This window comes from Pseudomonas imperatae (assembly GCF_057128625.1).
In genome coordinates this window covers 1-13,373 of sequence record NZ_JBSKHP010000017.1, presented here as the reverse complement: position 1 = coordinate 13,373, position 13,373 = coordinate 1, and the positions used below count along the sequence as shown (strand labels likewise).

Below are 13,373 nucleotides of genomic sequence, written 5' to 3'. Positions count from 1 at the left end.
AAATTCCTTGTTCAGTTGCCGTCGCCGATGGTGGTGCCACCGTCGACAATCAGGTTCTGGCCGGTGATAAAGGCGCCGCCGGGGGCGGCCAGCAGCAGCGCCACGGCGGCAATTTCCTCGGGCCGGCCCACGCGGCGCAGGGGTGTCAGCGCCAGGCGCTTGTCCATCACCGCCGGTTGGTCAGTGAGCGGGCGGGCAAACGCGGTCTGCACCACCCCGGGGCTGATGGCGTTGACCCGCACGTTGCTTGGCCCCCACTCCACCGCCAGGTTGCGCGCCAGCTGCGCCAGCGCCGCCTTCGACAGGCCATACAGGCCCAGGCCACGGTTGCCGCGCACGCCGGCGATGCTGGCCATCAGCACCACGCTGCCACCGCCACGGGCCACCAGCGCCGGGATCAGCGCCGAGGTGAGCCACACGGCGCTCTGCAGGTTCACCGTCAGGGTGGCCTGCCATTGGGCTTCGCTGGCACTGGCCAGCGGCCCCATGTGCGGGGCGATGCCGGCGTTGCACACGAGGATGTCCAACTGGCCGAAATGCTCCAGCACCCCCTCGGCCAACGCCTGCACCTGGGCCTGCTGGCCCATGTCGGCGGGCAGGGGCCAGGCGTCGATGCCCTCCTCGGCCAGTTGCGCCGCCACCTGGCGGCAGTCCTCGGGGTTTTCACTGCTGATGGCCAGCCGCGCGCCCGCCTGCCCATAGGCGCGGGCAATGGCCAGGCCAATGCCACGGGTGGCGCCGGTGATCAGGGCCACCTGGCCGCTGAGGTCAAACAACTTCATGCATGTTCTCCTTGCAAACACGCGCCACTGAACCGCGGCACCGCCAGGCAGCCCAACGCCACCAATCCCTGTAACACCCCCACCAGCAACACCGCATGGGGCACCGCCGCCAGGTTGCCGCCACTGATGGCCAGCACCAGCAAGGGGCTGACGAACTCGCCGGCGAAGATCGCCGCCGTGAACAAGCCGGTCGCCCGCCCGCGCTGGCTGAAGCCCACCTGGGCCATGATCCAGGTGATCAGGGTGGGCAGCATCAGGCCGATGCCCAGGCCATTAATGACCACCGCCACCACCACGTGCAGGTGGCTGTTGGCGCTGCCCATCAACACGCCGCCGCAGCCGGCCAGCACGAACGCCAGCAGCAACAGCCGCGCCGGGGCAATACGACCGATAAGTCGGAAACTCAAGGCGCCGGCCACCACGCCCAGCTGGTTGCCGCCCATGGTCAGGCCGATCTGCTGCGGGGCGTCGATGCCCAGCAGGCTGAGGATGAAGCCGGCCTGCACCGGCACGATGAACAGGCTGGCGCCGGCCAGCAGCGCCAGCAGGTACAGCGGGCCCAGGGCGCGCCACGGCAGGCGCGCGGCGGTGCGCTGGGCCTGCGCCGGAGCCACGGGCTCCCACAGCAGCCGAGCCATCAGCGGCAGGAACACCAGCCCCACCGCGTACAGGGCGAACGGCGCGCGCCAGTTGTCCTGGCCCAACTGTCCGCCCAGGCCCATGAACAGCGCTGCGGACAGCGAGGTGGCGACCATCTGCAGGGCAAACAGCCGCTCGCGGCGGGCGCCGCTGTAGTAGTCGCCCATCAGCGTGGTGCAGCCGGTCATGATCGCCGCCTCGGCGAGGCCGATGCCGGCGCGGCTGGCAACAATCGCCGGCAGCGACTGCAGCCACAGCGGCAGCGTGCCGCACAGGGTGTACAGGGCCATGGCCCACAGCAGCAGCGGCTTGCGCCCTACCCGGTCGGCAATGACGCCGGCGAACGGCGCCAGCAGCGCCACCACCAGCGCCGGCAGGGTCAAGGCGATGGGCACCAGCACCGCAACCCCCGGGGTGTCGACGAAATGCGCCTGCATGCGCGGCAGCACCGGCGCCAGCAGCACCGCGCCCAGCACCGGCAGGCAACTACCCAGCAGCAACAGCAGCGACTGCGGCAAACGCGGTTGGCGATCAGCGTTCATGCACCACCTCCAGGCTCAACGGGCGAGGTTTCTCGGCGTTTTCCGGCACCGGCCGGGCCACGGCCAGCGCTTGTGGCTGGCGCTTGTGGGGCAACAGGAAGTACGCCAGCGCCGGCAGCAAAATCAGCGCGCCGACCATGTTCCAGACGAACATGAACGCCAGCAGCACGCCCATGTCGGCCTGGAACTTGATAGGCGAGAACATCCAGGTACCCACGCCAATCGCCAGGGTCACCCCCGTGAGCATCACCACCTTGCCGGTGAACTGCAGGGCCTGGTAATAGGCCTGGGACAGGCTGGCGCCGGCGCGCATCTGTGCCAGCACGATGCTCATCACGTACAGCGCGTAGTCGACGCCGATGCCCACGCCCAGGGCAATCACCGGCAAGGTCGCGACCTTGACGCCGATGCCCAGCCATACCATCAGCGCCTCGCACAGGATCGAGGTGAGCATCAGCGGCAGCACCGCGCAGAGCACCGCGCGCCAGGAACGGAAGGTGATCAGGCACAGCAGCACCACGGCGCCGTACACCCACCAGAGCATTTCATGGCTGGCCTGCTTGACGACGATGTTGGTCGCCGCCTCGATACCAGCGCTGCCGGCCGCCAGCAGGAACTGCGCCTGGTCGCTGTCGTTGGCCTTGGCGAAGGCCTGCACGCTGTCCACCACGCGGCCCAGGGTGTCGGCCTTGTGGTCGGTGAGGTAGGCGTACACGGTCAGCAGGCTGCAGTCTTCGTTGTACAGGCCACGCGGCGCGCCGGCGGTGACCATGTTCAGGGTGGCCTGGTTGTGCAGCAGCTCGTACCAGCGCGGGTTGCCTTCCGACAGCCCCACCAGCACCCGGCGGTTGAGCAACGCCAGGGAATTGGTCGAGTCCACGCCCGCCAGGCCGCGCAGCTGCCAGTCGAGGTTGTCCACGCGCTGCAGCGTGTCGTAGCTGGAGCAGCCGCCCGGCGGGGTCTTGACCATCACCGCGAACACGTCGCTGCTGGCGCCGTAGTGCGCCGTCAGGTAGGCGTTGTCCTGGTTGTAGCGCGAGTCGGCGCGCAGCTCCGGCGCGCCGGCGTCGAGGTCGCCGACCTTCAGGTGCAGGCTGACCAGGTAACCACCCACCGCCAGCACCGCGGCCACCAGCACGCAGGCGCTGGCCCAGCGGCGCTGGGTGAACAGGTCGAGAAAACGCCAGGCCGGATGACGCACCGCCCCCGCCGCATCGGCGGCCTCACCGCGCAGGCTGCGCGTGGCCGCCGTGGCGCTGACGCCGACGTACGAGAGCAGCACCGGCAACAGGATCAGGTTGGTGAAGATCAGCACCGCCACGCCCAGGCTGGCGATCAGCGCCAGGTCCTGAATGACCTGGATCTTGATGATCATCAGCACCGCAAAGCCCACCGCGTCGCACAGCAGCGCCGTCAGCCCGGCCATGAACAGCCGGCGGAAGGTGAAGCGCGCCGCCACCAGCCGGTGCATGCCGCGGCCGATGTCCTGCATGATGCCGTTCATTTTCTGTGCGCCGTGGCTCATGCCGATGGCGAACACCAGGAACGGCACCAGCACCGAGTACGGGTCCAGCTCGAAGCCCAGCAGCGGCAGCAGCCCCAGCTGCCACACCACCGCCACCAGCGAACAGCTCATCACCAGCGCGGTGCTGCGCAGGCAGCGGGTGTAGCCGTAGAGCACCACGGCGGTAATGGCGATGGCGGCGGCGAAGAACAGCAGAATCTGGCGCAGGCCGTCGATCAGGTCACCCACCACCTTGGCAAAACCGGTGATGCGAATCTCGATGCCCTGGCCCTGGTACTTGGCGCGCAGGGCCTCCAGGCGCTTGGCCAGGGCGCTGTAGTCCAGGGCCTTGCCGTCGGCGGTGGTGGCCAGCAGCGGCACATAAAGGATGCTCGACTGCTGGTCGAACGCCACCAGCTGGCCGATCTCGTTGCTGCGCTCGACGTTGCGCTTCAGCGCCTCGAGGCTGGCGGCGCTGCCGTCATAGTTGTCGGGAATCACCGGGCCGCCTTCCAGGCCATCCTCGGTGACGCCCACCCAGCGGGTGGCCGGGGTCCACAGCGACTTCATGTAGGCGCGGTCGACGCCGGGCAGCAGGTACACCTCGTCGTTGAGCTGCTGCAGGGTGTGCAGGTAGTCCTTGTCGTAGACGCTGCCGCGGCGGTTGATCACCGCGATGCGCACGGCGTTGCCCAGCCCCGACAGCTCCTGGCGGTGGGCCAGGTAGTTGGCAATGAAAGGCTGGTCACTGGGGATCATTTTCTCGAAGCTGGCGTTCAGGGTCAGGCGCGTGGCCTGCCAGCCCAGCACAATGGTGGCCAGCAGGCACAACAGCAGCACGATGCGCCGGTGGTTGAACAGCGCGCGTTCCAGCAGCGAGCCGGAACGGCTGTCGAAATCGGCCAGGCGCCCGCTGTGCGGCGCCGCCTGGGAAGAGCTGGGGGCATGCATGGGCTTACTCCGCTAAAGACTGGGTGGGCGCCGCGCTCAGGCGCAACGGGCCGGCGAAACCAACGCCCACCAGGCTGCCGTCGCTGGCCTCGGCCACTGCCGCCAACGGCGCGCCGGCCGCCAGTGGCAAGGGCGCAAGGCCGCTGCCGTCGAGCTGGCCCTGCAGCACTGCACCGGCCTGGTTGACCAGCAGCAGGCGCCGGTCACTGACCCAGGCAGCGTTGATAGACACCGGCAGCGGGTTGCTGATTGCGTTGAAGCTGTCGCCCTTGAGGCTGAACAGGTGGCCGCGCAGGCCGCCCAGCAACACCTCGCCGCCGGGCAGCAGCGCCAGGCTGAAGAAGCTGCCGTCGTAGGGGCTGGGCAGCGCGGTGAAATGCTCGCCGCCGTCGCCCGAATGCAGCACCAGGCCCTGCTCGCCGGCCAGCCACAGCTCGCCGCCGCGCTGGGCCACGGCGTACAGGTGCAGCCCTTGCGGGTTGGGCAAGCGCCCGGCCCAACTGCTCCAGGTGGCGCCGCCGTCATCGGTGGCCAGGGCCAGGCCGTAGGCACCGACCACCAGGCCATGGCGCGCGTCACTGAAGCTCAAGGCCAGCAGCGGCTTGTCGGCGCCGTCGGCCACCAGCCGTTGCGCGGCGGCCAGGCGCTGGGGATTGCCGTCCTGCTGCGCCGCGGCCAGTTCCAGCGCCGCGGCCTTGTGGCCATCGAGTTGCACCTGCCAGTGCTCGCCGCCGTCCTGGCTGTGCAGCACCACGCCGCCGTGGCCCACGGCCCAGCCCTGCTGGCCGTCGACAAACTGCACGGCAGCCAGGCTGGTGCTCACCGGCACCTGGGCCTGGCGCCAGCTGGCGCCGTTGTTGTCCGACAGCAGCACGGTGCCGCGCTCGCCCACCGCCACCAGCCGCGCACCGGCCCGGCCAATGCCCAGCAGCACTGCGTGCAGCGCCTGGGCCGACTGCACGGCCGGCTGGACCAGCACGTCGGCGGCGTGGGCGCCCTGCCCGGCCAGCGCCAGGCACATTGCGCTGATCAATAAGGTGCGCTTCATCTCAGCGCACACCTTCGCCGGCCAGGGCATCGGGGGTGAACACCGAGTCCTTGTAGGCCTGCACCACGCGGTACTGCTCGTTCTTGCCGGCGAAGATGTCACCGGTGAACCAGGCCCCGGACAGCAAATCGTAGAAGCCGTTGGTCAAGGTCACCACGCCGGGCATGTCGGGCAGCACCACCGGGGTGGTCCACAGCGCCTTGGCCAGCTGGTTCTGCGCGTCGTAGCGCTCGCCGAGCACAGCGGCCCAGGTGTCCTCGTCCAGGTAGTAAGTGCTGCGCGGCATCACGTGGCGCTTGCCGGGCTTGAGCGTGGCTTCCACCACCCACACGCGGTGCAGTTCCCAGCGGATGTCCGCCGGGTTGAGGTGGTGCTCGCCCAGCAGGTCAGTGGGCTTGGCGGCGGTGAACACCTCGTTCGAGTTGTAGGGGATGTACAGCTCCTTCTTGCCCACCAGTTTCCAGTCGAAGCCATCGATGCGGCCGTTGAACACGTACAGCTCGTCAAAGCTCATCACCCCGGCGGTGGCCGGGGTCGGCGTGTCGCAGCAGGCGTTGGGCAGGCGCCGTACCCGGCGCTGACCGGGCAGGTAGGTCCACACGCCGGCGTTGTTGGCATTGAGGTTCTCGCGGCCGGTGATGGCCTCGCCGGCGCGCAGCGGTGGGCCGTCGTTGGTCATGCGGATGGTCCAGAACACCCCGTCCTTCTGGCCGCCGTCAGGCAGGTACCAGGGCATCTGCAGGTCGGCCTTGGAATCGTTGGTGAGCACATGCTTGCCGTCGGCGGTGGTCAGGTACTGGGTGAAGTCGGCGTGCCAGGACGCTCCGCGCCAACGCAGCAGGTGGTTCCAGATGGCCTCGGCGCCGTTCTTGGGAATCGGGAACGGAATGCCGCCCGAAGCGTCCTGGGGCATGGGCCCGGCAGCGCCGTCCACCAGCTTGCCGTTGATGGCGTTCTTGTAGGTGGCGTCGTACACCGCTTGTGGCGCGGCGGCGGTGCGGTGGGTGGGGTACACGTCGAGGTGGTAGCTGTCAGGGTACTTCTTCAACATCGCCAGGGTGCCGGCCGAGAGCTTGTCGGCGTACTGGGCGGCGTTCTGCGCGGTGATGGTGAACAGCGGTTTTTCGGTGGCGAAGGGGTCGCCGCGCTTGCCGCCGTCCTTGTAGGCCGGGTCGGCCTGGGTCAGGCCGCCGTTCCAGGCCGGGATGCTGTTGTCGGCGTTGCCGGCGCGGGTGGCGCCCAGGGGCGTGAGGGTGGTCTTCAGGGTGTCGGCTTCGCTGGCGGGAACGGCGGCCATCACGCCCTGGGCCAGCAGCAACGACGACGCCAGGGCAGTAAGCAGCAAGGTCATGGGTTTCATCGACTGATCCTCGGTTCAGAAAGTACGGCTGACGCTGAAGGCCACGAAATCCCGGTCCTTGAGCGACTGTTCGAAGGTGTAGTTGTTGTTTTCATCGAGAAAGGTGTTGGCCGGCCCGTAGTAGTGGGTGTAGGTCAGGCCCAGGTTCCAGGTGTTGAGGTAGTTGCCCTTGATGCCGATGTTCATGTCGCCACCGCGGTTGGTGCCGAATTGCGTGCCCAGGGCCTCGGAGGCGCCGTGGGTGTAGCTGATGCCCAGCGGGATGCTCACGTCCATGCCGGGGAAGAACTGCCGGTACATGGGCTCGTACACGGTGCGCAGGCTCCAGGCGTCGCGGGTGGCGTTGGGGTCCACGGCGTCGGGGTTGCGGGTGACGCTCAGGGTGCGGTTCCACGCCAGCTCGCCGATGAAGCTCGACTCCTGGGCCACCGCGGTGGGCCCGAAGCTGGCCAACCACGACAGGTTGGCGTGCAGGGTGTGGCCGGTGGCGTACAGGGCGTCGTCGGCGTCGTTGGAGATGCTTTCGCCCGCCAGCAGCGTGCGCTGGTTGGTGGACGCCAGCGGTTGGTGCCAGCGGGTGGACAGTTCGCCGGCGATGTTGAACTGCTCGACGGTGGTGGAGAAGCTGGCGCCCAGGGCCTCGATGCCTTCGGGGTACACCCAGTAGTACTCGCCGGCCTGGCCGGTGACCGGGTTGAGGTTGGCGAAGTCCGGGCGCACCAGCAGCTGCGGGCTCTTGTCGTGGTAACGGATGGCATACACGCCGTAGTCCACGGTCTCGGTGCGCCACTTGATCTGCACGCCGCCCTGCCCCGAGTCCTGGGCGTTCTTGTTGCCGCCGCTGTAGAACGCCAGCGGCTGGCCGCCAGGGATCACCGCATCGCCTGCGAACAGGCGCTCGTTGCCGTTGCCGATGCTGTCGAAGCTGGAGAAGTAGCTACCGGCCGCCGGCAGGCGGTTGGCCTCCCACTCGAACTGGTAGTAGGCGCCCACCGACACGTCCGGGGTCAGCTGGAACTGCCCGGACATTTGCCGCACCGGGCGGATCAGCTCCTTGAACTGGGTGTTGGGCACCGACAGGCCCTTGACCACGTCGATGGGCGCCATGCCGCCGGCGATGCCGTTCATGCCGTAGAACAGGCTTTCGCCCCACTGCATGGCGTACTGGCCGATGCGCCCGGACACCGGCATGTCGCCCCAGTCGGCCTTGCCGTAGATGAAGGCGTCGAGAATCTCGCCCTCGCGGCCGTGCAGCTTGCGGGTCTGGTCGGTGAAGTGGTCGTAGTCCACCGAGGTGCTGTTATTGGTGCCCGGCGAGTTGTTGTCGTTGCTCTTGTTGTAGACGTCGTCGTACCAGGCCGCGCCGCTCACCCGGGCGCCGACGTTCTGGTAGCTGATGTCGAACTCGGACAGCAGGTCCAGGCGGTCGGAGATCATGCCGCCGCTGAAGTTGCGGTCGCCGTCGTCACCGTTCACCGCGGCGGTGCCGGTGGTGAGCTTGTCGCTGCGGCCCTCGGTGCGCCAGGCGGCGCTGTATTTGAGGGTGTTGTCCCAGCGGGTGGTGATGTCGGGGTTGCCGGTGTCGAACTGAAAGGCCTGGGCGTTGCCCGCCAGCAGGCCGAACATCATCAGGCTCAAGACGAACGGCGGGTGCGCGCCGCGCGGCACGGTGAAGTGCAGACGTACCATGGGAAAACCTCATCTGTTGTTCTTGTTATCAGGTTCGCCGCGCCCAGCGTGGGGCGCGGTCGTGTCACAAGGCGGCGCTCAGATCTCTTCGGCGGTCAGCGCCAGCATCGTGCGCACCAGGCCCACGCGGTCGAAGCCGTGGTCGTGCTCGATTTCCTTGTCCCCCGCCAGAATCGAGCTCTCGCTGATGAACTTGCAGCGCTCGTAGCGGCGTTCCATGAACTGCTGCAGCAAGGCCTCGACGCCTTGCCCGCCCTGGGCGCCCATCAGCTCGCCCAGCACCACGGCGTCCTCGATGGCCATGCCAGCGCCCTGGCCCAGGTGCGGCGTGGTGGCGTGGGCGGCGTCGCCGATCAGCAGCACGCGGCCGCGGTACCAGGGCTCGCTGACGAACACCACCTCCATGGGCTTGTACACCACCTGGCTGCTGTCGGTGATCTGCTCGCGCAGCTCGCCGATCAGGCCATTGAAGCCGGCCAGGCGCTTGCGCATCTCGGCGGCCAGGGTGGCGTTGTCCATCCACGGGTTGCCCGGCTCGTAGCTGGTCAGGTACAGGTACATCAGGTCATCGGCCAGCGGGCACAGGCCGGCGTTGCCGTCCGGGCCCAGGTAGTTGGCCAGGTGGTCGATGGCCGGGTCGCGCTTGAAGTTGTGGCGCCAGACCGACTGGCCGGTGTGGCGCGGCGTGTAGGTGTCGCCGAACAGCAGGGTGCGCACCTTGGAGAACAGGCCGTCGGCGCCCACCACCAGGTGGTAGCGGCCCTGGCTTGCATCGGTGAAGGTCACGTCGACGCCGCTGGCGTCCTGCACCAGCGCCTCGACGCTGGTGCCCAGGCGAATGCGCGTGCCCAGCTCCAGCGCGGTGCTGCTCAGCACCTGGTGCAGCGCCAGGCGCGAGATGCCGACGTTGGCCGGGTACTGGGGGCCGGCCAGGCGCTGGCCGGGAATGCGCGCCAGGGTGTGGCCGTCGGCGTTGTACAGGGCCACGTCCTCGAACGGGAACGCCGCGCCCAGGTAGCCGTCGAGCACGCCCAGGCGGGCCATCTCGCGCACCACGTTGCACTGCTGGATGATGCCCACGCCGTACACCGTCCACTCGCCCTTCAGCTCCACCAGGTCGACGTCGATGCCCTTGCGGCGCAGGGCGATGGCTGCGCACAGGCCGCCGATGCCACCGCCCACTATCAGGACCTTGCTCACTGCTGTCATGGTTATGCTCCGTCTTGTTCTTATTGGGGGTATCAGCGTTCGTCGACGCAGGGGTTGCGCTGGGTGCCCAGCTTGGCGATGGTGCCTTCCATCAGGTCGCCGGCTTGCAGGAAGCGGTTGTAGTGGGTGCCGTTGCCCGAGGGCGAGCCGCTGCAGATCAGGTCGCCGGGCAGCAGTTGCACGCTCTGGGAGATGAATTCGATGATGCGTGCCACGTCGAAGATCATGTCGGCGGTGCTTTCGTCCTGCATCACCTGGCCGTTCAGGCGCAGGGTCAGTTGCAGCTCCTGGGGGTTGCCGACGTAGGCGGCGGGTACCAGGTACGGGCCCATGGGCAGGAAGGTCGGCGCGTTCTTGCTGCTCAGCCAGTCCATGCCCATCTGCGGGATGTCGGGGCGGAACACCTTGGTGCGCTCGGTGAGGTCGTTGACCACCACGTAGCCAGCCACGTGGTCCAGGGCGTTTTCGCGGCTGACGCGGCGCGCCGGCTTGCCGATGACCACGCCCAGCTCCAGCTCCCAGTCAGGCTTCTTGCTGCCGGCCGGAATGATGATCGGGTCGAACGGCCCGGTGACGCTGGAGGCCACCTTGTTGAACACGAACGGCTTGCCTTCGCGGGCCCGCTTGTTCATCAGCTCCACGGCGTAGGCGCGGCGCTGGGTGTTGTCCATGCCGTCGGTTTCGAACTGCGGGTCGTCGACGATCAGGTCCACCACGTGCTTGTGGTAGTTGGCACCCGAGCAGAAGATCTGCCGCGGCAGGTCCACCGGGGCGTGGTAGTGCACCTGGTCGAGCCCCAGGAATGGCAGGCCCTGCTTGTCCGCCGCCAGCTGGCGCGCCAGGCGGTCAAGCTGGGCGAAGTTGTGCTCCCAGTGTTCCAGCAGGCCCAGCACGCTGTGGGCGCCGCGCAGTTCGGCCAGGTGCGCCAGGGCAGCCACGGCAACCACCTGGTCGGCCACCACCAGGCCTGCGAAGCGCGGGCTGCCGGCAGCGGAAAAGGTGCCCAGGGCAAACGGTGTTTCGATCGATGGATGAGTCATTATTGTCTCCAAGGTCGTGCAATCAGGTTCGGGGCTGGGCAGGGATTTGACTAATCGCATGTTCGGATGCGATGTATCGCCAATCGCGATACCTGGCCGCCCACGTTTTCAAAACTGTTCAAGCACCAGCCAGCCGTCTTCGATGCGGTGTGCCAGGGCCTCCAGGTGCTCGCCACGGCACGGCCCGTATAGACATTCGCCGCTGTGCGGGGCGAACTGCGCGCCGTGGGCGTAGCAGATGATTCGCTGGCCATCGGCGGACAGGTAACGGTCCTTGCGGTACTCCAGCGGCACGTCCAGGTGCGGGCAGCTATTGCGGTACACCCGCACCTGGCCTGCGTGGCGCAGGGCGAACACGGTGTCGCTGCCCACCCCGTGGGGGTCGAAGCCGCGGGCCTGGCCCTCCAGCAACTGGCCGGCCGGGCACAGGGCGATGGCCATGGCTCAGCCCTGCTTGGCCGGCGGGCCGCCGGGCGCCCACTTTTCGCGGCCGGCAAACAGGAACAGCTGCGAGTTGTCGGCCGACATCGGCGCCTGGCGCGCGGCCCACGCGTCGTCGTGCTTGTCCATGTCGGCGTCGTACTCGATGTGGCAGCCCAGCGGGCTGTTGAAGTACCAGAACCAGTTGGAGCCCAGTAGGTGGCGGCCCGGGCCCCAGAAGCTGGTCCAGCCCTTGGCGGCGAAGCGGGTGCCGGCCAGCAGCACTTCGGTGCCGCTGCCCAGGTGGAAGGTGAAGTGCTCGCAGCCCTTCATGTGCGGCGGGGTCTGGATCATGAACAGGCTGTGGTGGTCGTCCGAGCCTGCCGGGCGCATGAACGGCCCCACGCCGACGAAGCGGTCGGTGGTGCGGAAGCCCAGGCGCTGGTAGAACGCCTCGGCCTTGGCGGAGTCGGGCACGAAGTACACCACGTGGGACAGGCTGCGCGGCACGGCGGGCATGTCCGGGCTGATGCCGATCTGGTTCAGCGGCCGCTGCGGCGCGCTGCCGGGGGCGTTGGTGAGGTCGGCGCTGGCGCTGTAGGGGCGGCGCACGCTGAGCTGGAAGGCGATGGCAAAGCCCATGTCGTCGATGCTGTGCAGGGTGCCGTCGGCGTCCTTGCGCACCGCGCGGTCGCGGCCCAGCTCGTCCTCGATGGCATCCAGGTCGGCGGCGCTGGCCACCCCGTACACGGTTTCGCGCAGCGACGGCGCCGGGCCGATGGCCGCCGGCAGCGTCGGGTCGTCAAAGCGGCGGATCACCACCGCCGTGCCGTCCAGCGCTTCAAAGCGCCCGCCCTGCTCGCTGACGCCTACCGGCGCCAGGCCGTAGTCGGTGAGGCAGGCGGTGCAGGCGGGCACGTCGTCGACGCCAAAAACCACGGCATCAAGGCCAAGGATATTCATGCAGACCACTCCATTGAAATTATGATTGGGCCGCGCTCGGCGGCCGGTGGCATGCCCGGCAGACCGGGATGCGGCACAGAGTGGCGCCCGTCTTGGCAGCTGACTAATCGTGTGTGGGGATGGCATGTATCGGCGTTCGCGATACCTGTGGCCAGGCTTGACGCGCTGATGGTTTGCCGCGAAGGTATCGAGAAAACAACTACAAGAAACCGTGAGCACTCGCCATGCGCTTCAACCACCTGGACTTGAACCTGTTGGTCGCCCTCGACATCCTGCTCGAGGAGCAGAACATCACCCGCGCCGCCGAGCGCCTGCACATGACCCAGTCCGCCACCAGCGGCGTGCTGGGGCGCCTGCGCAGCTATTTCGAGGACGAACTGCTGGTGCAGGTGGGGCGCAAGATGCAGCCCACGCCCTATGCCCTGGAGTTGATGGAGCCGGTGCGCGACGTGCTGCTGAAAATTCGCTCGTCCATCACCAGCAAACCGGCGTTCGACCCCTCCACCAGCAAGCGCCACTTCCGCCTGGTGACCTCCGACTACCTGATCAGCGTGCTGCTGGCCCAGGTGATCGAGAAGATCAGCCAGGAAGCGCCGTTCATCACCTTCGAAATGCTCGGCCCGGGTGACAACTCCAGCGAACTGCTGGTACGCGGCGAAGTGGACCTGATGATCGTGCCCGAGCGCTACGTGCTCGAAGACCACCCTTCCCAGCTGCTGTTCGAGGAAGAACACGTGTGCGCCGTGTGGAACGGCAACACCCAGGTCGGCGACAGCCTGACCCTGGAGCAGTACATCAACCTGGGCCACGTGTCGGTGGGCTTCGGCCGCACCCGGCACATGAGCATCGAGGAGTGGTTCATGAACCAGTACGGCGTCAGCCGCCGCCTGGAAGTCATCACCAACGACTTCAACACCCTGCCCCAGCTGATCATCGGCACCCAGCGCGTGGCCACCATGCACGGCCGGCTGGCGCGGCTGTACGCCAAGCACCTGCCGCTGCGCATCTTGCCCACCCCGGTGAAAATCCCGCTGATGCGCGAGTTCATGCTGTGGCACCGCACCATGGACGGCGACCCGATGCACCGCTGGTTGCGCGAGCAGATCGGCGGGATTATCCAGGGACTGGAGCAGCCGCTGGCGGCGTGAGCGTCTTGTGGGAGCTGGCTTGCCAGCGAGCTTTTATGGCCCCAACAGCTCGCTGGCAAGCCAGCTCCCACAGGATGT

The 13,373-nt window shown here is 67.9% G+C and carries 11 protein-coding genes; 1 reads left to right on the top strand and 10 read right to left on the bottom strand.

Going from position 1 to position 13,373, the window contains the following annotated elements:
- Nucleotides 1-11: 11 nt before the first annotated feature.
- The 10 genes from ACWKWX_RS20880 to ACWKWX_RS20835 all read right to left on the bottom strand — a co-directional run bounded on the left by ACWKWX_RS20880 (nucleotide 12) and on the right by ACWKWX_RS20835 (nucleotide 12,147).
- Nucleotides 12-782, bottom strand: a complete 771-nt coding sequence (locus ACWKWX_RS20880; RefSeq protein ID WP_473002331.1) for an SDR family NAD(P)-dependent oxidoreductase — start codon at nucleotides 780-782, stop codon at nucleotides 12-14.
- The gene (locus ACWKWX_RS20875; RefSeq protein WP_483828779.1) at nucleotides 779-1,963 is read right to left on the bottom strand and encodes an MFS transporter; all 1,185 of its coding nucleotides are present in this window, start codon (nucleotides 1,961-1,963) and stop codon (nucleotides 779-781) included. Before ACWKWX_RS20875 ends, ACWKWX_RS20880 begins: the two co-directional genes overlap by 4 nt.
- Nucleotides 1,953-4,418 carry an efflux RND transporter permease subunit gene (locus ACWKWX_RS20870; RefSeq protein ID WP_483828778.1) on the bottom strand — a complete coding sequence of 822 codons (2,466 nt, stop codon included), beginning with the start codon at nucleotides 4,416-4,418 and terminating at the stop codon, nucleotides 1,953-1,955. Before ACWKWX_RS20870 ends, ACWKWX_RS20875 begins: the two co-directional genes overlap by 11 nt.
- 4 nt (nucleotides 4,419-4,422) lie before the next feature.
- Nucleotides 4,423-5,466 carry a WD40/YVTN/BNR-like repeat-containing protein gene (locus ACWKWX_RS20865; RefSeq protein WP_483828777.1) on the bottom strand — a complete coding sequence of 348 codons (1,044 nt, stop codon included), beginning with the start codon at nucleotides 5,464-5,466 and terminating at the stop codon, nucleotides 4,423-4,425.
- 1 nt (nucleotide 5,467) lies between these two features.
- Complete coding sequence (locus ACWKWX_RS20860) at nucleotides 5,468-6,817, bottom strand: DUF1329 domain-containing protein (RefSeq protein ID WP_483828854.1); 1,350 nt, start codon at nucleotides 6,815-6,817, stop codon at nucleotides 5,468-5,470.
- A gap of 24 nt (nucleotides 6,818-6,841) precedes the next feature.
- On the bottom strand, nucleotides 6,842-8,515 hold the full coding sequence (locus ACWKWX_RS20855; RefSeq protein WP_483828776.1) for a DUF1302 domain-containing protein: 1,674 nt from the start codon (nucleotides 8,513-8,515) through the stop codon (nucleotides 6,842-6,844).
- 78 nt (nucleotides 8,516-8,593) lie between these two features.
- Nucleotides 8,594-9,724, bottom strand: a complete 1,131-nt coding sequence (locus ACWKWX_RS20850) for an FAD-dependent oxidoreductase (protein WP_483828775.1) — start codon at nucleotides 9,722-9,724, stop codon at nucleotides 8,594-8,596.
- A 32-nt stretch (nucleotides 9,725-9,756) separates the two neighbouring features.
- A complete protein-coding gene (locus ACWKWX_RS20845; RefSeq protein WP_416424497.1) occupies nucleotides 9,757-10,764 on the bottom strand; it encodes a fumarylacetoacetate hydrolase family protein in 1,008 nt (335 codons plus the stop codon).
- Between the two features lie 108 nt (nucleotides 10,765-10,872).
- Nucleotides 10,873-11,205, bottom strand: coding sequence for a Rieske (2Fe-2S) protein (locus ACWKWX_RS20840; RefSeq protein WP_483828774.1), 333 nt, complete (start codon nucleotides 11,203-11,205; stop codon nucleotides 10,873-10,875).
- Nucleotides 11,206-11,208: 3 nt separating this feature from the next.
- Nucleotides 11,209-12,147, bottom strand: a complete 939-nt coding sequence (locus ACWKWX_RS20835; RefSeq protein WP_483828773.1) for a VOC family protein — start codon at nucleotides 12,145-12,147, stop codon at nucleotides 11,209-11,211.
- 224 nt (nucleotides 12,148-12,371) lie between these two features.
- Between ACWKWX_RS20835 and ACWKWX_RS20830 the strand changes: the two genes are divergently transcribed.
- Complete coding sequence (locus ACWKWX_RS20830; RefSeq protein WP_473002340.1) at nucleotides 12,372-13,295, top strand: LysR family transcriptional regulator; 924 nt, start codon at nucleotides 12,372-12,374, stop codon at nucleotides 13,293-13,295.
- Nucleotides 13,296-13,373 lie beyond the last annotated feature (78 nt).